The 22474-nt window shown below is 69.6% G+C and carries 18 protein-coding genes and 1 pseudogene; 13 read left to right on the forward strand and 6 right to left on the reverse strand.

Going from position 1 to position 22474, the window contains the following annotated elements; genetic code table 11:
* Positions 1-312: 312 nt before the first annotated feature.
* From ABTY62_RS32050 to ABTY62_RS32090, 9 genes are all read left to right on the forward strand, one after another.
* Complete coding sequence (locus ABTY62_RS32050; protein WP_352132931.1) at positions 313-1578, forward strand: bifunctional glycosyltransferase family 2/GtrA family protein; 1266 nt, start codon at positions 313-315, stop codon at positions 1576-1578.
* Positions 1579-1643: 65 nt separating this feature from the next.
* Positions 1644-3866: an ArnT family glycosyltransferase gene (locus ABTY62_RS32055; RefSeq protein ID WP_352132932.1), complete on the forward strand. Its 2223-nt coding sequence runs from the start codon at positions 1644-1646 to the stop codon at positions 3864-3866.
* A 42-nt stretch (positions 3867-3908) separates the two neighbouring features.
* Positions 3909-4658 (forward strand): response regulator transcription factor, encoded by a 750-nt coding sequence (locus ABTY62_RS32060; RefSeq protein ID WP_352132933.1) that lies wholly within the window; start codon positions 3909-3911, stop codon positions 4656-4658.
* Entirely contained in the window at positions 4655-6211 is a 1557-nt protein-coding gene (locus tag ABTY62_RS32065; protein WP_352132934.1) for a sensor histidine kinase, read from the forward strand. Before ABTY62_RS32060 ends, ABTY62_RS32065 begins: the two co-directional genes overlap by 4 nt.
* Positions 6212-6606: 395 nt before the next feature.
* On the forward strand, positions 6607-7044 hold the full coding sequence (locus ABTY62_RS32070) for a hypothetical protein (protein WP_352132935.1): 438 nt from the start codon (positions 6607-6609) through the stop codon (positions 7042-7044).
* 271 nt (positions 7045-7315) lie between these two features.
* Positions 7316-7792, forward strand: a complete 477-nt coding sequence (locus tag ABTY62_RS32075; RefSeq protein WP_352132936.1) for a hypothetical protein — start codon at positions 7316-7318, stop codon at positions 7790-7792.
* A 127-nt stretch (positions 7793-7919) separates the two neighbouring features.
* Positions 7920-8597 (forward strand): DUF1963 domain-containing protein, encoded by a 678-nt coding sequence (locus ABTY62_RS32080; RefSeq protein ID WP_352132937.1) that lies wholly within the window; start codon positions 7920-7922, stop codon positions 8595-8597.
* A 114-nt stretch (positions 8598-8711) separates the two neighbouring features.
* Positions 8712-8870 carry a hypothetical protein gene (locus ABTY62_RS32085; RefSeq protein WP_352132938.1) on the forward strand — a complete coding sequence of 53 codons (159 nt, stop codon included), beginning with the start codon at positions 8712-8714 and terminating at the stop codon, positions 8868-8870.
* A 260-nt stretch (positions 8871-9130) separates the two neighbouring features.
* Positions 9131-9469: a hypothetical protein gene (locus ABTY62_RS32090; RefSeq protein WP_352132939.1), complete on the forward strand. Its 339-nt coding sequence runs from the start codon at positions 9131-9133 to the stop codon at positions 9467-9469.
* 26 nt (positions 9470-9495) lie between these two features.
* Here the strand turns inward: ABTY62_RS32090 and ABTY62_RS32095 are convergent, their stop codons facing one another.
* Both ABTY62_RS32095 and ABTY62_RS32100 read right to left on the reverse strand, forming a co-directional pair.
* The gene (locus tag ABTY62_RS32095) at positions 9496-10578 is read right to left on the reverse strand and encodes a protein kinase family protein (protein WP_352132940.1); all 1083 of its coding nucleotides are present in this window, start codon (positions 10576-10578) and stop codon (positions 9496-9498) included.
* A 466-nt stretch (positions 10579-11044) separates the two neighbouring features.
* A complete protein-coding gene (locus ABTY62_RS32100) occupies positions 11045-11422 on the reverse strand; it encodes a NucA/NucB deoxyribonuclease domain-containing protein (RefSeq protein WP_352132941.1) in 378 nt (125 codons plus the stop codon).
* A gap of 266 nt (positions 11423-11688) precedes the next feature.
* Here ABTY62_RS32100 and ABTY62_RS32105 point away from each other — a divergent pair, with 266 nt between their 5' ends.
* Entirely contained in the window at positions 11689-12948 is a 1260-nt protein-coding gene (locus ABTY62_RS32105; protein ID WP_352132942.1) for an SMI1/KNR4 family protein, read from the forward strand.
* A gap of 835 nt (positions 12949-13783) precedes the next feature.
* Here the strand turns inward: ABTY62_RS32105 and ABTY62_RS32110 are convergent.
* On the reverse strand, positions 13784-14653 hold the full coding sequence (locus tag ABTY62_RS32110) for an MBL fold metallo-hydrolase (RefSeq protein WP_352132943.1): 870 nt from the start codon (positions 14651-14653) through the stop codon (positions 13784-13786).
* Between the two features lie 321 nt (positions 14654-14974).
* Positions 14975-15457, reverse strand: a complete 483-nt coding sequence (locus ABTY62_RS32115) for a hypothetical protein (RefSeq protein WP_352132944.1) — start codon at positions 15455-15457, stop codon at positions 14975-14977.
* A gap of 335 nt (positions 15458-15792) precedes the next feature.
* Here ABTY62_RS32115 and ABTY62_RS32120 point away from each other — a divergent pair, with 335 nt between their 5' ends.
* Positions 15793-17538, forward strand: a complete 1746-nt coding sequence (locus tag ABTY62_RS32120) for a TnsA endonuclease N-terminal domain-containing protein (RefSeq protein WP_352132945.1) — start codon at positions 15793-15795, stop codon at positions 17536-17538.
* Between the two features lie 55 nt (positions 17539-17593).
* Positions 17594-17983 (forward strand): integrase core domain-containing protein, encoded by a 390-nt coding sequence (locus ABTY62_RS32125; RefSeq protein WP_352132946.1) that lies wholly within the window; start codon positions 17594-17596, stop codon positions 17981-17983.
* A gap of 144 nt (positions 17984-18127) precedes the next feature.
* Here the strand turns inward: ABTY62_RS32125 and ABTY62_RS32130 are convergent, their stop codons facing one another.
* Positions 18128-18799, reverse strand: coding sequence for a DUF6221 family protein (locus ABTY62_RS32130; RefSeq protein WP_352132947.1), 672 nt, complete (start codon positions 18797-18799; stop codon positions 18128-18130).
* 521 nt (positions 18800-19320) lie between these two features.
* Here ABTY62_RS32130 and ABTY62_RS32135 point away from each other — a divergent pair.
* Entirely contained in the window at positions 19321-22065 is a 2745-nt protein-coding gene (locus tag ABTY62_RS32135; RefSeq protein WP_352132948.1) for an alpha/beta hydrolase, read from the forward strand.
* A 65-nt stretch (positions 22066-22130) separates the two neighbouring features.
* Here ABTY62_RS32135 and ABTY62_RS32140 read toward each other — a convergent pair.
* A pseudogene (locus ABTY62_RS32140) lies at positions 22131-22271 on the reverse strand (PPOX class F420-dependent oxidoreductase); the annotation flags it as partial.
* Positions 22272-22474 lie beyond the last annotated feature (203 nt).

Here is a 22474-nt window from a genome sequence, read left to right on the forward strand (position 1 = left end):
TGCGCGGGTCCGCGTCCTGCGGTGTCGACTGCTGGCCGTCCGGCAGCCCCCCCCCCCCCCCCCCCACGCCCGGTCCGACGGCTCTCAGCAAGGACCCAGCGGACTCTCGGCGAATTCCCAGCTCGCTGTCGCGGGATTCCCGGTTGGGGCCGGGAGGGTTCTGCGCAGCTCGCTGTCCGGTCGGCAATGCCGGGTACCGGGGCCTCCGCGCGCTCGCCCGTTCTGCCGGAGCCGTCCCGTCACCGCTCGCCCCGCCCGCATGCCGCCGGATGACGCGATACCCCCACCGTCGCCTCTCCGTACGAGGATTCCATGCCCCAGACTTCCAGTGGCCTGTGTACCGTCGGCGGCTTCCAGCCCGCGGCCCGCCCTGATCTTTCCGACCCGTCCGGGACGAACCCCCCGACCGTAGAGATCGTCGTGCCCGTGTACAACGAGGAACGCGCACTGCCCGGCTGTCTGCGCACCCTGCACGCCCGGCTGCGTGAGCAGTTGCCGTACCCGTGGCGGATCACGGTGGCGGACAACGCCAGCATCGACCGGACCTTCGAGGTGGCGACGGAGCTGGCCGATGAGCTGCCCGGGGTGGGGGTGTTCCACCTGGACCGCAAGGGCCGCGGCCGGGCGCTGCGCACCGTGTGGGGCGCGAGCGAGGCCGACATCGTCGTGTACATGGACGTCGACCTGTCCACCGGACTCGACGGGCTGCTGCCGCTGATAGCGCCGCTGGCCAGCGGCCATTCCGACCTGGCCATCGGCAGTCGCCTCGCGCCGGGCGCGCGGACGGTGCGCGGGCCCCGCCGCGAGTTGATCTCCCGCTGCTACAACGGGCTGATCCGGCTGACCCACGGCGCCCGGTTCAGCGACGCGCAGTGCGGCTTCAAGGCGGCCCGTACCGCGGTGCTGCGACCGCTGCTGGAGAAGACCCGGGACGACGCCTGGTTCTTCGACACCGAACTCCTCCTGCTGGCCGAACACAACGGGCTGCGCATCCACGAGGTCCCGGTCGACTGGGTGGAAGATGTGGACACCCGGGTCGACGTGGTCGGCACCGCCACCGACGACCTGCGGGGTCTTTACCGGATGGCGCGGCTGAAGGCGTCCGGCGCCGCCCGGGTCGCGCTGCCGCGCCGTCCCGCTCCGGCCGCGGAACACCCGGACGCGGTGCTCGCCCCCGACACCGGACGTTCCCGGTTCACCTGGGAGGTCGGCTGCTTCGCCGCGATCGGCGTCGTCTCGACGCTGGGGCAGGGGCTGCTCTACTGGCTGCTGCGCGGCTGGTGGCCGCCCGCGCCGGCGAACCTCGTGTCGCTGCTGGTGCTCACCGTGTTCAACACCGAGGCCAACCGCCGACTGACGTTCCGCTGGTCCGAGACCGGGGTGGGACGGGCGCACCTGGGCGCGGGCGCCCTGTTCGTCCTGGGCTACCTGGTCACCTCCGCCGCCGTGCTCCTGTACCGCGAGAGCAGCCCGGACGCCTCGCCGGGCGCCGAAACGCTCGTGCTGATCGCCTCATCCGTGCTGGTCACCGCCGTGCGCTTCCTCGTGCTGCGGCTGGCCGTCTTCCGGCGCCCCTGAGCCCCGTCGCCGGCCCCGAGCCCGGTATCCCCCTCTCTCCCAAGGACAGGAAAGCGAAGCACACCGTGACCCGAACATCACAAGAACCGTCGACCACGCCCGCGAGCGCACCGCCACCGCTCGTCGCCGGCCGTGTGCTGCCCCGCTGGGCCGCCCCGGCCACGCTCGGCGCGATCCTGCTGCTGGCCGCGGTGCTCTACGGCTGGGCCCTGGGCTCCCTCGGCTGGGGCAACAGCTACTACGCGGCCGCGGTGAAGTCGATGGGGCGTAACTGGACCAATTTCCTCTTCGGCGCGTTCGACCCGGCCGGGGTGGTCACGGTCGACAAGCCGCCGGCGGCGCTGTGGCCGCAGGTGATCAGCACCAAGGTCTTCGGCCTGCACGGCTGGGCGATGATCCTGCCCCAACTGCTGGAAGGCGTCGCGGCGGTGTTCGTCCTGCACCGGACGGTACGCCGCTGGGCGGGCGAAGGCGCCGGGCTGCTCGCCGCGCTGGTCATGACGCTCACGCCCATCACCGTGGCCATCAACCGCGACAACAACCCGGACACGCTGCTGGTGCTGACCCTGGTGGCGGCGGCGTACGCGCTGACCAGGGCCCTCCAGGCGCCGTCCGGCCGGACGGCCCTGTGGTGGCTGTGCGGCAGTGGCTTCCTGATCGGCGTCGGGTTCCTGACGAAGATGCTGGCCGCCTGGATGGTGCTCCCCGCGCTCACGGCGGCGTGGCTGATCGGCGCGGCCGGGAGCTGGCTCGTACGGGTGCGGCGGCTGCTGATCGCGGGAGCGGTGCTGGCGGTGTCCTCGCTGTGGTGGGTGGCCATGGTGGCGCTGTGGCCCGGCGACCGCCCGTACATCGGCGGCAGCGACGACGGCTCGGCCTGGGACCTGGTGATCGGATACAACGGGCTCGGCCGGATCTTCGGCGAGAGCGGCGCCGGCGGGGGCATGGCCGGCGGGGGCATGACCGGCGGGATCTCCTTCGGTGGCGCGGCCGGGCTCGGCCGGCTCTTCAACGACCAGGTCGGCGGCCAGATCAGCTGGCTGCTGCCGCTGTGCGGGGTGGCGCTGGGCGTGGCGGTGGCCGTGGCGGTGCTGCGCCGACGGGGCAGCACCACCACGGGCGAGCCGCTCGCCGCCTCCGGGTGGGTCCTGTGGGGGACCTGGCTGGTGGTGTGCGGGCTGGTGTTCTCCACCCAGGAAGGCACGTTCCACCCGTACTACACGACGCAGCTGGCCCCCGCCGTCGCCGCGCTCACCGCGGGCCTTGCGACCATGCTGGCCCGCGCCCATCGGGCCGGTGCCCGCTGGGCCCTGCCGACGGGGACCGGGGCGGTCCTGGTCACGATGGTCTGGGCGGTCGTCGTCATCCTGCGGCAGTCGTCCTGGAACGGCTGGCTGGCGTGGCTGGTGGTGGTCGCCGGACTCGGCGCGGTGGCGCTCCTGCTGCTCTCGGGCCTACAGCACAGACTGCTGCCCGCCGCGCTGGGCGGCGCCGTGCTGGCGGTGCTGCTGGCGCCCGGTGCCTGGGCGGTCAGTGTTCCCGGGGCCACCTCCGTGATGGGCGGCACCAACCCCATGGCCGGACCGGCCGGGGGCATCCCGTTCGGCTCGGGTTCCTTCCCCGGTGGGGGCGCCGGCCCCGGGGGGGCCGGGCTGCCCGGGGGCTTCGGCGGCGGCACGGGCGAGATGCCCGGGGGTATGCCGTCCGGGATGCCCTCGGGGATGCCGTCCGGGATGCCTTCGGGGATGCCTTCCGGATTTCCCGGCTTCGGCGGTGGCAGCGGCGGCAACGGCAGCCCGGAAGGCATGGGCGGCATGGGCGGCCTGGGCCGGCTTCTGGGAGGCACGGACCTCACCGCCGATCAGCGCAAGATCCTCGACTACGCGGTCGAGCACTCCGGCTCCGCCCGGATCAGCCTCGCTGTCGAGGGGGGCGCCAACGCCGCGTCCACGTTCATCCTGAACAGCGACGCCACCGTCATCGGCATGGGCGGCTTCATCGGCACCGACGACGCGCCGTCCGTCCACCAGCTGGAAACCTGGACCAGCAAGGGCGAGCTGCGCTACGTCCTGGGCTCCGACGCACGCTCGGGTGGCACCCCCTTCGGCGCGATGGCGGGCGGCGACAGCGCTGCTTCCCAGCGCTCCGAGTGGATCAGCGAGCACTGCACCAAGGTCCCGGCCTCCGCTTACGGTGGCAGCACCGGCGGCTCCGGGAACAAGGCCTCCGGGCGGACCGGCATGATGGGAACGGCCACCACGCTGTACGACTGCGCCGCCAAGAAATAGCCGTCACACAGTGAGCGACGGCAGAACGGACCGCGACACGACATGGCCGAGCAGCCCGCCACCCAGCTCACCCACCGCATCCTCGTGGTCGAGGACGACCCCGGCATCCGCCTGCTGCTGGAGTCGGCCCTGGGCCTGTCCGGATACCAGGTGAGCAGTGCCGCCACGGGGCGCGACGCCCTGCTGGGGGTCGAGCGCTTCCGCCCCGACCTCCTGGTGCTCGATGTGATGCTGCCCGACCTCGACGGCTTCGAGGTCACCCGAAGCCTGCGCGCGGTCGGTGTGCGCACACCGGTCCTGTTCCTGACGGCCCGCACCGAGGTCGGCGACCGCATCGCCGGCCTCGGCGCGGGCGGCGACGACTACGTCGGCAAGCCGTTCAGCATCGAGGAGGTGCTGCTGCGCATCCGCGCCATCCTGCGTCGTACGGGCCACGACGTCCCGTACGACGCGGGCGAGCACGAGGCCGAAGTGCTGCGCTACGCGGACCTCGAACTGGACGAGCGGGCACATGAGGTCCATCGGGCGGGGCAGTACATCCCGCTGTCCCCCACCGAGTTCAAGCTGCTCGCGTTCCTGATGGAGAACCCCAACCGGGTGTTGAGCAAGGGCCAGATCCTCGACCGCGTATGGGGCTACGACTTCTCCGGCGACGGCCGCATCGTCGAAACGTATGTGAGATACCTGCGGCGCAAGATCGACCACCTCCATCCCCCGCTCATCCACACCCAGCGGGGCGTGGGCTACTGCCTGCGCCTACCGCGCGACCACACCCCATGGACCGAGGGATGATCCGCCGGATCCGGCTGCACGCCAAACGGCCCGGATCGTTGCGCAGCCGCCTGGTGTGGGGGGCGGCGCTGCTGGCCGCCGTCGCGGTCCTCGCCGCGCAGACCATCGGATTCCTGGTGCTGCGCTCATGGTTGCTGGGCCGCGTCGATCAGCAGCTCGACGACTTCGTCCTGCCGCAGCAGGCCTTCGCCCGAGACGCCGATCCCGAGCGGCTGCCCCGGCCGCCGAACCCCGGCTCGGTGACCCTGCCCTCCGACTTCCGCCTCACCTTCTACGACACATCGGGCCACGAACGGGGCATTCTCGGCGGCGGCAAGGCCCCGGGGCCGGATCTCCCCGCTGCCGTCGACCGGTTGCCCCCGGCCGACGGCAGGCCCACCACCGTCCCGGCCGTCTCCGGCGACGGCCACTGGCGGATCCGGACCAAAGCCGGACCCGATCACACCCGGTACGTCGTCGCGCTGCCCCTGGACACGTTCGACGGCGCGACCTCCAAGCTGCTGTGGCTCAACGCCATCGTGCTGGCCGCCACCCTCACCGGTCTCATCGCCCTCAGCCGATGGGTCGTCCGGATCGGCCTGCTCCCGCTGACCCGCATGGAGCGCTCCGCACAGGACATCACCGTCAGCGACCTGAGCCTGCGACTGCCGGACACCGACCCCCGTACCGAGACGGGCCGCCTCGGCACCGTGCTGAACTCGATGCTCGAGAGACTGGAACAAGCCCTCCGTGAACGCGAGTCCTCCGAGGCCCGGCTGCGTCGCTTCGTCGCCGACGCCGGACACGAACTGCGCACACCGCTGACATCCATCCAGGGCTTCGCCGAACTGGCCCTGCGCCACGAGGGACGCTCCAGCGCCGAACGGCGCGAGGCCGACCGGCTGATCGCCCAGAACGCCGAGCGGATCAGCCTGCTCGTCGACGACCTCCTGCTGCTGGCCAAGCTCGACAAGGAACCCGCCTACCGCAGCGAGCAGGTCGACCTGCTGTCGGTCGCCGCCGACTCCGTGAGCGCGGCGGCACACCAGAGCCACGGACACCCGATCCGGCTGGGCACCCTCAGCACCGGGGCGGCCACCGACGAGGAGGAACTGGAACTGGTCGAGACGACCGGCGATCCACACCGGCTGCGGCAGGTCGCGGGCAATCTGCTGTCCAACGCGCTGACCCACACTCCGCCCGGTACGAGGGTGGACGTACGTGTGGGAACCGGGCGGGCCGGCCCCACGACCGGCGGCACCAACCGCCCCGGCCGGATCAGTCCCTCGCCACCGCTGCGGGAAGGGGCGCCGATCTGTGTGCTGGAGGTGGCGGACCAAGGCCCCGGTCTGTCCCCGGAGGCGGCCGAGCGGGTCTTCGAACGCTTCTACCGGGTCGACCCCTCCCGCTCCCATGATCACGGCGGCTCCGGCCTCGGCCTGGCCATCGCGAGCGCGATCGCCCAGGGCCACGGCGGCCGACTGGAACTCGAGACCGCCACGGGCCGCGGAAGCGTCTTCCGGCTCGTGCTGCCCGAAGGCGGCACCACGGTAGCCCTGGCGTCCCTCAAGTGACGCCCCGGGTACCAGGGGTGCGCCATCATGCCCTCGGCACCAGCCGGACCTCGGGTGCGGGCAGAGCTGGGAAGCCGTGCGGAAGACCCGGCCGCCCGCACCGATCGTCTGCGACGAGTGCCGCCCCCTCCCCGGTGCGCACCCAGCCGCTGACGGTCGCGCTCGCCGGAGCGGGGGTACTGGTCACCATCGTCGGAGACGAGCGCTGGGCCGTTTTAGCCGGGCGTGAGTGGGGCGGCAGCCCAGCGACAGTGGCCTCGACCAGGGTGGGTGACGTACCGAGGAGACAACGACACAAACCACCCCCGGGGGGAACCGAAATGAGCTCCAGCACCGCTGTCCGCACCGCCCCGTCGGCATAGCCAACTGAGCACCCCGAAGTCGGCCCTGTGCTGGTGGACCACGACGACGTCCCGCTCCAGGACCGTGTGGCTGCCGCGCTCGTCCTCCTCCACGCGCAGCCGCTGACACGGATTGCGCGGCTCGGCACCGACGACGTCCAGCACGAAGACGGCGAAGTCCTCGTCCCACTCGGTGACCCGCCGTCGCCCGTCCCAGCCCCGTTCGCCGGGATGCTGCCGGACTACCTGGGGCAGCGGCCGAACACCATGACCGCGACCAACCCCAACGCCCGACGGCCCTTCCCCGGCCGCCGGGCCGGACAACCCATGGCCGCAGGCACTCTGGAACTCCGGCTCCGCCACCTCGTCCTCCGGGCCCCGGCCCCGGTTGTCGCCCGGATGCTGGGCTACAACGACGACACCACAGCCCGCCTCGCCGAAGAGCCCGGGGGAACCTGGCGCCACTGTGCCCCCGGTGACCACTCGCGGTGACTCCCAAGCCACCTCATCGCGTTCCGGCAGCGGTCGCCGGCTCCCCGCCACGCGTTGAGTCACGGATGGAACCGCCACCGGCCTTCCGGCGCTCGGGCCTGGACGACTCCGGTGGCGGGCACGGAACGGGGACGCTGACGGCGAGCAGGCGCCGACTGGCCGAAGTTCCGCGCGCGGAGGTCCCGAAGCAGGGGACCCGGCCGGCCAAGTACACCCATATCCAGGCCAGTCCGACTACGGGGCGGCCTGGAAGGAGAAGGAGCGGTCGTACGTGTGGGCAAGTTCGCGCCTGCCGTTCGCCTTCCGCGCGCCCAAGCCGCTGTTCTGCCGCACCGGCGGCAAGGGCGATCTCCTCACGTACGAGTGTGAGCGCAGCGCCATGGCGACGGCGACGGCGGCAGCACAGGTGCCGGACATCAAGATCCGGATCGCGTCAAACCTCGGCTGCGGGGCCTCCTGCCACGAACGGGACGCCGACGCCTACGAGCGCGCCCTCCTGAAGTACGGCGATCCGCGGTGGACGAGCGTCCCGTCGTCCCCTGAGCGCGGCACGGCCGCCTACGCGCAGGAGGCCAAGACGATCGACCGGGAGCAGCGCTACACCATGTATCTGCGCCGGAGTTTCATCTGGCACAGCAAGGGCAGGCAGCTGACCTGGCGGATGTGGGTGAAGGTGGACGTGCCGGAGAAGGACAGGGACCTGGCCCACAAGGTGGCGAACGACATCTTCACCCAGTCCGTCAGCTGAAGACGATCAACAAGCCCTGGGGCAGGTTGCGGGTTGTTGCCGCGTGCAGTGCGGGTGCCGCCAGGTCAGCAGTCTGGGCTGACGAGGCACACTCGTCTCCTGGGCCGTCACGACGAGGAGAGTGCTCATGGTTCCGACGTTGAGGATCGGTGCGTTCGTTCCCGCCGGAATGCCGATCACCGCCCCGGTCACCAAGTTCGGGGGCCAGCCCGTGTGGCTTTCCGAGCCGCAGTGGCCGGTCAATGACGCATGGGATGAGCCGATGCGCTTCATCTGCCAAATCGAGCTCGGGGCCGTGCTCGGCGACGTGGGGCGAGGCAAGCTGGCGTACGTCTTCGTGACTCACGCGGCCCACGGCGACGAGACGTTCTTCGACCCCGACATCGCCTTTCCCGACGAGGGCGCGAACGCGGTCATCGTGCAGCCGGGTGGTGTCTACGGCGGTTCAACGCTCCCGATGGCCACCGGGCCCAGCCTGTACCACATCGAGGATGGGTCCGACGCCGAGTACACCGTCCGGCTCCAGCCGGACAAGGACCCCGACTTCCGTCCTCAGCACGACCACGGGAGGCTTCCGCCCAATGATCACGATCAATACTGGGAGCAGATCAGCGGTGCCAAGATCGGCGGGACGCCGGCGTTCTTTCAAGGCGATGACTGGCCTGACGGCGGCCTCTGGAAGCTGGCGTTGCAGCTGAGCCCGAACTTCCAGCCGTTCCACCTCAATCTCGGCGCCGCGCCTACAGCGTTCGCGTTCGTCTCGCCGGACGCCAAGCAGGGGCGGTTGCTCGTACAGGACACCTGACCGAGGCCAGCGAGCCATGGGCCGGGTGGGAGGACCTGGGCGTGTCCGCCGCCAGACGGCTGGCTCCAAGGGATCGCTGGCGGGGTACCGTTCACGCTGCTGCGTCTGCTGCCGATGAGCGACCGGGACAAGGGTGCGGAGATCCTGGCTCTCCGCCATCGGATCACGGTGCTCGAACGTCAACTCGGCGGCGCCCAACTACGGTTCGCTTCGAGCGATCGGGCGCTCCTGGATGCGCTGCTGCACCGGCTGCCGTTGCCCGCCCTGTCCTGACACGGTACTGCGCTGGCATCGCGCCCTCGCGAGAAGCCGGCATGCCGCCTCATCACCGCCCAAGCGACCCGGTCGGCCTCGTACCGTGCGCTCCATCCGGATTCTGGTACTGCGCCTGGCGAGAGAGAGTGCGAACTGGGGCTACAGGCGTCTGCACGGCGAACTGCTGGTGCTGGGAGTGAAGGTGGCCGCCTCGACAGACCTGCAGACACGAGCTCCTGGACCTCCTCCACGCATATCACCATGCCCGCCTGACCTGCATGGATGAGGTTCTCGGCAAGGCCTCCATCACCTTCCGCAGCCCCACCCAAACCGCCGACGTCTCGCTCGACTTCCTCTACCGCTGCACCGAGATCCGCCGCCGTGGCGAGCAGGCCCGGCAGCGAAGCCATCCGCCGGGGCCCGCCACGCAACTGCCCGACGACTCGCCCAGCAGCGTCGTGCGCACCGTCACCGCTCAGCTGCTCGCTGAGCTCAAGCGGCAGCACCGCGACGAGGTCCAGGCCCTGCGACAAGCCCTCGAAGCCGCCGAGAGCGAGAACCTCGAGCTGCGACGCCACCTCGGCCCCCGGCACACCACCCGTCCCAAGACGTCCTGACGGCGGATCCTCTACGGAATCTGGCCTCAGTGGGGCGCCGCGACCGCAGTGGTGCGATAGGCCCGCTCGATCTCGGCGGTCGGAAATGGCGTCCGCTTGCTCTCGGTGAGCAGACGGCGGGTGAACTCGCCCATGACAACGGCAGCCCGGGAATGCTGGTCGATGATCGCGGCGATCTCACGCGGGACGTCACCGGGCTGGTGGCCGGCGATCCACTCGCGCAGGAACGCCTCGTGTTCCCTATCGCCGCGCAGGCCATCGGGCAGGTGGTGGCGAAGCAGATGGCTCACGGTGTGGCAGCGGTCATACACGAGGTGGGCGGAGAGGAACTCAGCCTCGGACGCTGACAGTTCGAAGCAGGAGCTCAGGGCGAGTCCGAAGTCCGCGAAGTACAGCAGTCGACCGTCGGTCAGGACATTGGCGAAGTGGGCGTCGAAGTGGACGAGTCCGTGCGAGCTCATGAAGGCGGTGCCGCGCGCCAGGGCTTGCTCCACCCACCGGTACGGCGAGCTCTCCCCACCCTCCGGCGCGGCGGTCCGGTAGTCGTGCAGCCAGTCGGCAAGGGTCTGCGGGAGGTGTTCCAAGAAGAGAACCAGGCTGGACGAAGACCGGCCGATAGCCTCCAGCCTCCCACGCACGGCCGATGATCCCTCCCAGTGCACGACCGCCCCGTCGATGCCCCCGAACTCGGCGGCGACCCCTTCGGGAGGTGAGTCGGGCAGGATGCGCCAGTGGTACATCAGCGGAAAGCCCTCGTACTCGTTCCCGAGGACCCAGTTGGTGGTCATGGCGTGCACGGCCAGCTCCCGCCAGGCCCCGAACCCCGCTGAGCCCACCCCGTACTGGTAGAACATCGGCAGTCCGAAGAGGTTCGCCGTCGACCGCGCGTTCTCCGGCCGCAACTCGGTCTCCGTCAGGGGGATCCGCTTGACGAACACCCGCGTGCCGTCGATGTCCAGCTCCGCCGACCTGCCGCCGATGCCGGACCCGAGCGGGTCCGCTGCGGCCACCATCTCGCCGAGCCGACGGTCACTCAGCAGGGACAGGTGCGTGGCCACAGTCCCATAAGTGGCGAGTCGCGCGGCATACCGCGGGTCCGGGTGGTGCATGGACGACTCTCGGTGCCCGGAATCAGGGCCTTGGTGATCTCGCGACACGTTGTCGAGCCTATCCGCCGGGCTGCCGAAGGAGCAGGTACGCGAAGTCGCCCGGGACGCTGGCCCCCGGACGCCGCCTCACCCGACGACACGCCCCCGGCACCGATCTCTCACGGACGCGACCGCAAGCGTTCTACCTGCGTAAACGGCCCCCGTTCACCCGTTTGCCCCGGACACGCGGTGGACGACGCGGTACATCGACGCCACCGTCGACCAGCTCACGGCTTCCCGGAGGGGACCTGGTCGTACAGCTGTGTGCCACGTCGCTGTCGGAGTTCGACCACACTCTGGAGCGGGTCCGCGGCGTACCGGGGGGGTGAAGGACACCCAGACCAGCCTGCTGTTGGTGTTCATCACTTCCGCCGTTGGTGATGCACACGCGCGGTCCGCCGCACCCGCTCCCGGGCTACGACGGACCCTATGGCTGTGGGGGCTTGGGCCGGACTTCGACCCAGAGAGCGTCCCCGTCCAGCACGCGCTGCTTCTTGCGGAAGGTCCCTGTGCGGCCGCCTTGCCGGTCCTGCTCGTGATCGCGAACCCAGGCGATGCCCCGGCTGTTGGCCGGCAGACTCGTGCCGCCCTCGCGAGTGCCGGCAAATGGGCACTCGTCACACGACAGGCCCCGAGCCGGCGGCCGCCGGCCCCCGCACACCGCCTGCTGGCTCTGGCCGACCTTGACAGGGTCTGCCTCCCGGTGCAGAGGCGGACCGGCATTGAGCTTTCCGTGGTGGCCACCGCGTGCCTGGACGTCGCGGATGTTCTTGGCGATCCACGGCAGCGACTTCATCGACTCCATCGACGGATAGAACTCGGGGAAGACACAGCCCGCGCGTCTGCCATCGCGCCAGCGCAGGCAGCTCCGGCTGACACCTTGTCAATCCGGTCCGGTGCCCGCAACGCCATCGCAGAACGCTGGATACACACAGGTCGCATAGGGGTGACACCGTTTCCGGCACCCATAGGCGCGAACGTCGGCGCGTGACTATCGGGTGTGGTGCCCGACAACCAGGCGGACATGGTCCGGAATCTGCGCAAGCCAACCAAGCGTGGTAGCGTCCGCGGGTGCAGCAACCGGCACGCGCGCTTCTTGCCGCGATCGACGATAATAACCCCGACGCGCTGAGTCGACTGTTCACTCAGGGTATCGATCCAGCAGTCGAGTACGACGACTACGGTTTGGTGGATCTGGTCGCCTTCCGGGCCGTCGACACCGGTGCGGTGGAATTGGTTAGCCCGTTCATCGCCGCGGGACTACCGGTCGACGCACAGGTTCCCGGGAGCCTTCGAGGCTCAACAATGTTGAGTAGTGCCGCAGAAAACGGCTGCCTTCCGATTGCCGAGTACCTCATCAGCGCGGGCGCCGACGTAAACCACAGCGATCGGGGTGACCCAAACGACCCGGACGATCCAGATGTCGGGACGGTGCTGACCCACGCGCTCGGGTCTGACGAGCCCTTGCCGATGGTGTCCGCCCTGCTGCGTGCTGGAGCCGATCCGAGCTTGTCCCGCCCGGATGGTTGGACGCCGCTGATGCTGGCCGTACAGGGCGGGGATATCAGAGTCGTGGAGGTGCTGCTGGCAGCCGGGGCGGACGTGCTCGCGGTGAAGGGGGCTGGGAATCGCAGGACCAACGCGCTGCGCATCGCCCGTTTCCACCGTCACCGCGATATTGCAGCCCTGCTGCGGAAGGTCGGGGCGGTCGATCTGACCGATGGCGCATCCGAGGTAGCTGAATGGCGTGCCGCTCATGCCGGTACAGCAGTACCGCTCGTGCACCAGGAGGCACTGGATTCCGCCGAAATGGACGCCTTCACCGTGCGGCTGACCACGACCGTATCCGACATCGCCGACTGGCTCACCGCGCATGCCGTCAGTGCCACTGAGAGGTTGAGTAGCCGACGTGGTGCAGCGGATCTGGCTGCGATCGCCGAACTCGAAGCCGCGGTCGGTGAACGGTTGCCAGCCGATTTCCGGTCGTACCTGCGGTTTTTCGGCGGCTCTGCTGGTCTGGATGTGTTCGAGTATGACGGGATGTCGGTGCCGAATATCCTGAGCCGCTGGCGCGGACTCACGGATCTTCTCGCCAAGGGCACCTTTGACAGCGCGGAGCCGCACGAGCTGGATCCGGATAACGGGTCCGTCCGATACCGGTGGTGGCATCCCGGCTGGATTCCGTTCGCGCAGGACAGTGGCGGCAATCTGCACTGCATCGACCTTGCTCCCGAGCGTGACGGCGTTCGCGGGCAGGTGTTTTCCTGGGAGAACCACGGCGGTCCGCTGGGCGTGCGCGCACAGTCGTTTGAGCAGTTCCTTATAGCCTAACGAAATAGGTTGCTCAGCGGCTGTGCAGGTTGGTGGGATTGATCGGCGCGGCTTGGTTCCTACTCGGATGCCTAGACCATGGTCAACGGATCCTGCCCTTGCCGGAAATCTCATCCGACCTGGTGGTGGCCGGTGCATCGGGTTTCCCGAAATCTGGCCGCTGTCGCTCGAGATGGCGCTACCGCGCAGCTGCCTGAAGGGTGTCAATACTCCGATCAGGCTGCTGAGCTGGGCCTTCCCTGTGGACGGTGAGGCAATCGGAGTGGCGTGTTCTGGTACTCGTCAAGCAGTCCACCAAGTACCTGTCGGCGCCCGACTGTGCCAGCAGGTAGCGGGATGAGGTGCGGGGCCTCGTCGGGTGCTCGTAGCCCGAGGCTGCGGTGAGCTCCTCCGGCGTTGTAGTGCTCAGCGCACTGGTCGAGGACCGTACGCAAGTGTCGTCGGCGGCAGTGAACTTACTGTCCCGGTCACGGAGGAGGAACCGGAAGCACCCCGCCCCCTCCTCGAGATCCATCAGCAGGTCGCGGGCGAGCTGGGTGAGCTGGGTGACCCATGCGCCGGTCGGGTGAGCGGTGACACCCCGGACGTGAACGCGCCGGGTGGCAATCTCCATAACGAAGAAGGCCGGCGACCCACGGCGACCTCATGACGAAGGACAAGGATCTCGGCGCTGTTCGCAGCGGTCGAGCGGCCAAGCAACGAGAAGCAGCACAGCAGGCGGCAAAAGATCAGGTAAAGCAGTCGCAGACCCACGATCACTGATCATGCCCGCACTGGGGCGATCGCAAAGCCCCAGGCCAACCACCATACGGCGATAACGACACCCTTCACGCGATCACGCCGAGAGGAACGGCTCCGTCAAATGCGGCGTCGCCAGGTGCAGCGTGGTGGCGGTTTCGCGGCCGAGCATGCGCTCCCTTGAGTGCCTGGCCGCCTCAGGGTCGGCCTCGTGCGCGTAGGCGAGCTCGGGGTGGAGCAGCTGGAGGGCGTGCACCAGGAGGTCGCCGGTCACGAGGGCCGACTCGCGCCCGTCGGCGACCAGCACGCTCTGGTGTCCGGGCGTATGACCAGGCGTGGCGACCGCGCGCCCGGCGCGCAGCGGCGTGTCCCCGTCGAGGAGCCGGAGCCGACCGGCGGCCGCGAGCGGGTCGGTGAGGGTCTCGCGAAGCTGCGGGTTGAGCGCGTCGAGGGCGTCGAACTCGGCCCGCTGGAGCAGGTATTCGGCGTTCGGGAAATAGGGGCGGCGGCCGCTGGTCGCGCCGTTGGTCGAAGCGTTGCCGTCCACCGCGCCGCCCGCTGATGGGACGGCCGTCTCGGTCACGACCGCCCACCCGACGTGGTCGGTGTGTAGATGTGTGAGCACCACGGTGTCGACTTCGGCCGGGTCGATACCCGCGGCGGCCAGCGACTCGGGGAGCGCACCGGGCACGGGCGCCCACGAGCCGGCCGGGCTGTCCGCCGGACCGATCCCGGCGTCCACGACGGTGAGTCCCTTGTCGCCGCGGATCGCGTACGCGCGGAACTGGAGCCGCCAGCGGCCCTCGGCGTCGACCGCGCCCGGGTCGTAGCGGTCGACCTCGGCCCACTGAGCGACCGTGGCCTCGGGGAATGCCTCGGCGCGCGGGGAGAAGAACGGGCCCTCGCCGTCGGCGAGGGCGATGATCTCGGTCGAGCCGATCCGCAGGCGGGGAACGCTGAGGGACATGGCCGCGATCCTGCCATGCCTTCTACTCGGGTGGTGACTAGCCCCATGCCGTGATGATCTCCATGTGAGGCGAGGCGATCTCTCAGCCGACCGCCTCGACATCACCGGCGCCCACTGAGGGCTCGACGGCGCCGAAGCCGTTGGTGGGCCAGTCAGGGCTTCAAAATCATCACATTGCCCCTTTGACGCGTATCTCGGCGATACCCCGGCTCCCCGGGCGACGGTTCCGTGGCGAACCGGCCGTAGCGGGCCCTCTTGCCCACCCACTCCTGCAGATCTGGTGCGCTGTCAAGTTCCCTACGAGGCCGTAGACGGCAGTCGTCAAGTGTCAACGCAGCGCTCCCACAAACGCATCCGACGCAGGTCCTCGCTCAGTGGCATCCCCGCGCACACGCGCAGATCCGAGTGCGGCTCCGAGCCTGGATCTCGGCGATCCTTGACAGGAACTGCGCGGAGCGTTGGCCGACGGGCCGGCCTGTACCGCTGTCCCTCACTGAAGGCGATCTGGAAGCGGTGCTGCTGGAGGGCGGTTCCCTGTCCGAGTTCGCCGAGCAGGCGGCAGACCTGGTCCAGCACGCTGATGGCGAGGCGGAACTCGTTCAACATCAGGTCTTCGCCGCACTGATGCTGCGTGCACGGATGAACGGTAGGGACGATGTGGGGACGACGATGCGGTCCAGCGGGTCTACTGTCGGCTGCCAGCACCCACTGATCGACCATCCGGTGCTCAGCGACCGCGAGGTCCGGCGAGCAGGGCTGCGGCGGCACCGGGGCCGGCGAGGCCCACCAGGTGGACGTGCGCATCGGCGGATGCCAGGAGCGCGGCGCAGCAGAGCGAGACCGCGGTGGCCGGGAGGGCGATGGCCAAGGTGAGGGGGTTGGCCAACCCGGGATACGCACATGCCCGACCAGGGTGACAAGGTCGCCCGCACCGTCACCGAACCCCTCGTCGCTGCCTGGTCCGACATGGAACGCGACACCGCCCTCGCCCAAGCCCTGCATGCCAGCACCACCGCCCCTCACCAGCCCCGCCGCCAGGCGCCCTCTACCGGCCGGACGGAGTCTGTCGATGCGCTGGTGTCCGATGCACAGACCTCGTGCATACTGCCCCACAGCGGCCAGAACCATGGGGAGAGAGCATGCAGCATCCGGCGCCCGGATCGAGGCGCGGCCGTGCCTGGAGTGACGCGGAGGACGCTCGGCTTGTCGAGGGTGTGCGCGAGGGGCTGGCTCTGTCCGGGCTTGCTGAGCGGCATGGGCGTACAGAAGGCGGCATCCACGCGCGCCTCGACCAGTTCGTTCCACAGTCCGGCCCTGTCGTCGACGATCCGCTGGAGTGGCTGAGAGCCCAGCTGGCCTCGGATCCCTACTACGCGTGGCGAAGCGTCCGCGACGAGCGGCAAAGCCACCAGCGGCGCGAGCGCCGGCACTCCGCAGCCGAGCCGGTACCGGCCGCGGGAGCTGGTGAAACGGCCGGGGTACTGGCCGACTGGGAGCAGGTGACAGGGCATGTACTGATTCCCGAACGCCGCGAGGTCTTCCTCGCCCGAAAGGTAGTGCACGACCTAGCGGCCACGCCCGTGGACGTGCGACAGACAGCAGCCCGGCGGCTGTGGCACGACAGCCAACAACTGTTGATGGACAACTGGCTGCTCGAGTGCGTGTGTCCTGGCGCCGTTGCTCTGACAGCCGACTGGCCCCTGATCAGCGAACGCGATGCCGACACGGTGCTGGTGCTGAGGGAACTCGTGGCCGCGGCCGTGGGCGAGATGCCCGCTGAGCGGGACCAGGAGGTGCTCTCCCGCCGCCTGGGTCTTCATGACCAGCCGGCCCAGACCCTGGAGAAGGTGTCCGAAGCCCTCGGCATCTCGCGGGAGCGGGTTCGCCAACTACAGACGCGGGCCATTCGCCGCCTGGCCAAGACCGCTGCCCCGGCTTGCCGGAAGCTCCGACAGATACTGGCCGAGCTGAGTTGCGTGGAGCGCGTGCCACCCGAGGCCGGGCCCCCGGCTGCTGAACGCCTACTCGACCTGGCAGAGGTGCTGCTGCCCTCGGTAGCACCTCGGCAAGCCATCCCTCTACTGGCCAGGCTGGCGGGCGCAGACAAAGTCCGCGCCGACAATCTCGCCGCAGAGGCATCGACGATTCGCATCCTGCGTCACGAGACCGCTCGTCGGGAAGCAACGCGACAGAGAAACATCGAACGCGCCACCCGACGCTGGACGGCCCTGGAAGGCGAAATCAACTGGTTCGGGGCCCTCCAGCCGGCCCCGCCACGGTCCGAACTCGAATCCCTGCGCGAAGACGAGGGCGTTGTTGCGCGAGGACGCTTCGGAGTGTGGCGCTGTCCGAAGCTGGACCGGGATGTGTCGTACGAGTCGGAGACCGAGCTGCGCGTGATCCAGTTGCTCAGCTTCGCCCCGCAGATCGCGTACTACCAGGAGCAGCCCCTGGCCATCAGTTACCAATTCGCGGGTCAACAACGCACCTACTACCCGGATGTCCTGGCCGCTACCAAGGACGGGCGTTGCATTCTCATCGAAGTAAAGCCGGTCTACGAGATGGCGATGGCCATCAACGTCGCAAAGTACCAAGCCGCCGAGGAGTTCTGCCGGAGCCGGGGCTGGGGTCTCGTGGCGACGGACGGCAACCGCACCCGCGGGCTTATTGAGCATCACGCCGTCGATCCTCGCCTGGAAAACGCACTCGCCGCCGCCCTCAGCGCCCGGGGAGAGCTCACATGGCCACAGGTTCGAGCCGCAGCCGGCTCGCTACCCATTGACACGCTGGGCCTCTGTTCCTTGATCCTCAAGCGAGGCTGGGCGTGGCACAGCCGTCCCTACCGGCTCCGCCTTGCACCGGCTCCAGGCCCATCAGGTCCGTGAAGGGTGTCTTTATTGACGTACGGTACTTGACCTGGTGCTTTGCGGTCGTCCGAGTATGGGCGTGATCAGTGATCGTAGGTCCGCCGCATTCGACGCCGTCTTCGCCGGCAACGGCACAGCCGTCATCCCAACGCCGCCGCAAAGCCCACGGTCCAACGCGTTCGCCGAACGATGGGTACGCACAGCCCGCGCCGAATGCACCGACCGCCTCCTCATCACCGGCGAACGACGCCTGCGCACGATCCTCAACAAGTACGCCGAGCACTACAACGCGGGATGGGCCCACCGCGGCCTGGACCTACGAGCACCCGACGACCACCCCAACTTCATCCCACTGCCCGCTGCCGTGGTCGGGCGCCGCCAGGTACTTGGCAGGCCGCTCAACGAGTACCACCCCCTGCCATCCCGACTGCCTCACCACCCACAGGCCAGCTCAGCAGCCTGATTGGAATATTGACACCCTTCAGGGCGAACATCCCGTCACCCCGCCGCTGGTCGACGAGGCGGGTTGCCCGAGTAGTACGCAGCCCACGCAGATCGGGTAGCGGCGCCCCTCAGCGCGTACGGACAGGAGCTGACAGCCGGCCTGCTAAGGCCGCCACTCGGCCCGGTAGTCGGGGTGGCTGGCATAAGGCAGGGCGAGAAGGCGCACGGTCGGGCACGGGTACGTTCCCGCCGCTCCGCCGCGCTGGCATTCACGGCAGAAGCCGCGGTCCGGGTCACCTTCGAACGGCTCGAAGCGGTGCAGCGTCAGTATCTGCTCCTTGGCCTCGACCTCGTCGAGCACGCGGGCCGGGTGATGGCGGGCGATGTACTCGGCGTCACGAGTGTCGCACTCCGCTCGGGCCTCGTGCACCTCCGGCTCACGCGTAGGGATGGCGTAGGTGAACCAGCAGTCGAGCTCGCCCCCATCGTCGCGACCGACATGGAGAGTCTGCCCGTGCCAGCGCAGTGACCACGGACCGGGCGTTGCTTGCTGGGCGTTCAACTCGTCTTCGAGGAACCGGCGGATCAGGAACCACACCAGGTCGTCGGTCATGCTGATCCTTCTCTCGTGGTGCAAGTGAGGCCCTGCCGCGCCTCGCGCGGTCTCCAACGCTCGCCCGACGGCTTCCACCTTCCGTACCGGTGCGGCCTCTTCCCCTTGCAGGAGGTAGGCATTTCCCAGCTTGACGGACAGGTGGGTGAGGTCGGCCTGCATCTGGGCCAGCATGCGGCCGATCTCTGCGTGCTCCTCTTCACTGAGTCGTGGCTTCGTCATGTCATCATCGTCCCGTCTTGGGCTGGCCGGGGGTGGGGGTTTCCGGCTTCGGGTAGTGCCCGCCGCGGGAGGCCTGGTAGGTCGTCGCGTACTTCGGGTCGGGCTTCGGGACCATCCCCGGCGGGTGCGGGGAGCCAGACCCCCACCCGCTGCCGGAAGGAGCCGACGATGGCGGTCAAGTCGTCCTGAGCGCGTGTTTTCGCGCTGCCGGACCTCCGGACTCCTTGGTTCCCGGTCTCGCAACCGGGCCGGTCGAGCGAATGACGGGTCTGCCACGAGCTTGGCCCCTATCCAGGGACGGAGGCCTCGCTCGTTAAGGGCCGTGAACGAACGGACAGCCCCCCTCCCCGCAACTGCGCCGGCTTGATCGCGTCGCCCGCCCGCTATCTGCGTCTCCTCACAGACAACCCACAGACACCTCGCCCCCGTCCTAGGTGACGCGAGAGGCGCCCGGGACCGACGGGACGTCTGCGCACGAGGTTTTGAGGAGCGGGCCATTGATCCGTGCCCGGCGAATATGTGTGACCGCCGTGGCGGTGCTGGCGGCCTTAGCGGGCTCGCCCGGACTGGCACAGGCTGAACAGCCCCACGAACTGAGGTCGTTGAGCGCGGCGGACGACAACCCACTTCCGCCGGGGTGGCGGATCGACGGGGAGAGCGGGGCGCGTGAGCTGGTCTGGCGTGCGCCGAAGGCCGTGCCCATGGGGGATGCGCGGGTCGAGTTCCGTACCGGGGACCGGCTGCTCGGGGTGCCGAAGCCGGCGAGGGACGGGCGGACCTTCCGGCTCGCCCTCGACGAGGCGCTGCCCAAGAAACTGGCGGGCCTTCAAGTGACCGCCGCCGGGCGCCGACTGGACGCGGCGGCCGACGACACGCACAAGTCCGGTTCGCGCAGGGCACGGATGCCCGCGCAGGCGCCGGCGAACGGCGTTGATCCGGGCAAACCCGGCTCGTACCGCACGGTCACCGGGGAGTACGACCTCGACCCGGTGCGCCTGCCCGGGTTCGACACCCCGGTGGAGATGACCGCCGAGGTGGTGGCACCGAAGGGTGCCACCGGCAGCCGACCGCTCGCCCTGTTCCTGCACGGCCGCCACGACACCTGCTACAAACCGGGATCCGAGGACGACGTGACCGGCGACTGGCCCTGCGCGGACGGCTACAAGCCGATCCCGAGCTACCTGGGCTATCTGCGAGACCAGCAACTGCTGGCCTCCCAGGGCTACGTGACGGTGTCGATCTCGGCGAACGGCATCAACGCCCAGGACTGGGAGCCCGAGGACGCCGGCGCGCAGGCGCGATCCTCGCTGGTACGGCAGCACCTCGCCCGCTGGGCCGACTGGACCGCCCATCGCTCCTCCGCCCCGGCCGTCGTACGCGAGGTGGCGAAGGCGGACCTCTCCCAGGTCCTGCTCGTCGGCCACTCGCGCGGTGGCGAGGGCGTCAACCGGACCGCCATGGACAGCCTTTATCCCCCGCCGGCCGCCGAGGACGGCTACCGGGGCCCGGTGCGCTGGAAGGTGCGCGGGACTGTGCTCATCGGGCCGACGATCTTCGGCCAGAATCCAGTCGCCGACGTGCCGTCCGTGACGCTGCTACCGGGCTGCGACGGCGACGTGTCGAACCTTCAGGGCGAGGACTTCGTCGACGGGACGCGCGGGATCAGCCGGGGTACGGCACTGCACAGCGCGGTCTACATGGTCGGCGCCAACCACAACTACTTCAACAGCGAGTGGACCCCGGGCGAGGCCGTCGCACCGGCCATGGACGACTTCGGGACCGACCCGGAGCAGCCGGACCCGGTGTGCACGCCGGGTGCCGCGACCCGGCTGACCGCCGCCCAGCAGCACAAGGCGGGCGCCACATACATCGCCGCCGCGGCCCGGCTCTTCCTCGCCGGGGACGATCGGGTGCGTCCGCTGCTCGACGGTTCCGGCAAGCGGGCCCCGTCCGCGGATCCGGTCCGGGTGCTGACCCACGCGGTCGGCGGCCGCCGCAGCGGTGGCTTCCTGCCGGACGGCGGAACGAAGGTGACCGGAGCGCGGCTGTGTTCGGCGATCGACCCCGACCCGGCCGTGGCCTGTCTGGACCCGGAGACCCTCGGATCGTCACCGCACTTCGCGTCGTGGGAGACGGAACAGGAGACCGGCCGCAGCGCGGTGGACCTGAAGTGGTCCGCGCCGGGCACGGCCGCGCGTATCACTCCGGCCAAGCCGCTTTCCCTCCGCGGCTCCCAGAAGCTCGCGCTCCGGGTCTTCGTACCGCCGAACACGACCGGCACGAAGTTCGACGTGTCCGTCACCGACTCCTCCAACCGTCGGGTGACGCTGGGCTCGGTCCAGGTGGACGGGCTTCCGGGCTCTGTGAACACCGCCTCGTACTGGGCTCAGGAGCTGCGTGTCCCGCTGTCGGCCGCGACCCGGGCCGGGCTCGATCTCAGGCATGTCAAGTCCCTTGAGCTGACGCCCCGTTCGCAGTCCGGTCGGGCCTGGCTGATGGACGCCTGGGGCTGGGCGCCCGGCACTTTGGCGGTGAAGGCGGCCGCACTGCCGCGTGTCGACGTGGGCCGCGCGGTCGTCAAGGAGGGCGACTCGGGCACCCGTACCTACCGGATTCCGGTCGAGATCTCCGGGCACGGCAGCGGGCAGGTCCGCGTGTACGTCCTCGACCTGGACAGCGGCCGGGCCGAGAACCGCCTCGTGACCGTACGGCCCGGCAGCGACGGGATCGACGTGCCGGTCGAGGTGAAGGGCGACACGGTCTACGGCGACGACGTAGAGCACGACATCGCGGTCAAGGCCGTACACAACGCCGTTGTCGGCAAGCACCGGGGCGGGCTCACCGTCGAGAATGACGACCCCGAGCCGGTGATCACCCTGTCGCCGGTCGTGGACCGGGTGACCGAGGGAGAGGCGCTGACCTGGCGGATGTCGGTGGACGCGCCCACGGCGGTGGAGATCTGGCAGCCGGTGCGGGTGCTTCCGGTCACCGAGGGCGCCGAGCTGTCCACCAAGGACGTGGACCCGCAGTGGCTCCAGGAGTGGTCCGGTGACGTGCCCGACCCGGAGCGGCCGCTGTCCGACGCGAACCTGTGGGTGTGGCTGAACATCCCGCCTGGGAGCACCAGCGTGGACTTCGTCGTGCCGACCGTGCGGGACCAGGTGGCCGAGCCGACCGAGTCGATGCGCCTCGCGCTGACCGACCGCAACGCCGAGCCGCTGCCCGACAGGCCGGTGCTGACGGGGACGGTGCTCGACAAGCCGTAAGCACGATGTACGAGGGATCGTGAGCACCCTCTTGTGCGGGGTCCGGTCTGTCCGGGCCCCGCACTTCACAAGGTCGCGCGGATCCCGACCCTCCCGTCCAGCCCCCGGCGCAGCCTGCTGCCGAAGAGCGTGAGCCGGCCGAGGATGCCGTACTTGCGGGCCAGGAGCTGCCGGTAGCGGACGGTGGTCGCGGCGTCGATTGGTTCACCCGCACGACCAACGGTGGGTCAAGCCGACAGGCGCACGCCTGTGGGCGCCGGGAGTTATGTCACCGGGGCTGACCTGCTGATTCGGATCTGCCAGACCTCGGGACGAGAAAGCCGTTCAGAGGCTGTGTGCCAGTCGTGGTGATACGGCTGATCTACCTGCTCGCCTGCCAAGCCTTCCGATGAGCTTGCCCTGCTCGCCC

Origin of the sequence: Streptomyces sp. NPDC097640 (assembly GCF_040302705.1) — a bacterium.
In the GTDB taxonomy this organism is placed as follows: Bacteria; Actinomycetota; Actinomycetes; order Streptomycetales; family Streptomycetaceae; genus Streptomyces.

What these genes read in the sequence shown, in the direction of transcription:
- ABTY62_RS32110 (WP_352132943.1), bottom strand. Translation starts at nt 14,653, where the DNA reads ATGTCCCTCAGCGTTCCCCGCCTGCGGATCGGCTCGACCGAGATCATC.
- ABTY62_RS32115 (WP_352132944.1), bottom strand. Translation starts at nt 15,457, where the DNA reads ATGCGCACGTCCACCTGGTGGGCCTCGCCGGCCCCGGTGCCGCCGCAG.
- ABTY62_RS32085 (WP_352132938.1), top strand. Translation starts at nt 8,712, where the DNA reads ATGAGCGACCGGGACAAGGGTGCGGAGATCCTGGCTCTCCGCCATCGG.
- ABTY62_RS32120 (WP_352132945.1), top strand. Translation starts at nt 15,793, where the DNA reads ATGCAGCATCCGGCGCCCGGATCGAGGCGCGGCCGTGCCTGGAGTGAC.
- ABTY62_RS32095 (WP_352132940.1), bottom strand. Translation starts at nt 10,578, where the DNA reads ATGCACCACCCGGACCCGCGGTATGCCGCGCGACTCGCCACTTATGGG.
- ABTY62_RS32050 (WP_352132931.1), top strand. Translation starts at nt 313, where the DNA reads ATGCCCCAGACTTCCAGTGGCCTGTGTACCGTCGGCGGCTTCCAGCCC.
- ABTY62_RS32090 (WP_352132939.1), top strand. Translation starts at nt 9,131, where the DNA reads ATGGATGAGGTTCTCGGCAAGGCCTCCATCACCTTCCGCAGCCCCACC.
- ABTY62_RS32125 (WP_352132946.1), top strand. Translation starts at nt 17,594, where the DNA reads ATGGGCGTGATCAGTGATCGTAGGTCCGCCGCATTCGACGCCGTCTTC.
- ABTY62_RS32065 (WP_352132934.1), top strand. Translation starts at nt 4,655, where the DNA reads ATGATCCGCCGGATCCGGCTGCACGCCAAACGGCCCGGATCGTTGCGC.
- ABTY62_RS32080 (WP_352132937.1), top strand. Translation starts at nt 7,920, where the DNA reads ATGGTTCCGACGTTGAGGATCGGTGCGTTCGTTCCCGCCGGAATGCCG.
- ABTY62_RS32100 (WP_352132941.1), bottom strand. Translation starts at nt 11,422, where the DNA reads ATGGAGTCGATGAAGTCGCTGCCGTGGATCGCCAAGAACATCCGCGAC.
- ABTY62_RS32060 (WP_352132933.1), top strand. Translation starts at nt 3,909, where the DNA reads ATGGCCGAGCAGCCCGCCACCCAGCTCACCCACCGCATCCTCGTGGTC.
- ABTY62_RS32130 (WP_352132947.1), bottom strand. Translation starts at nt 18,799, where the DNA reads ATGACGAAGCCACGACTCAGTGAAGAGGAGCACGCAGAGATCGGCCGC.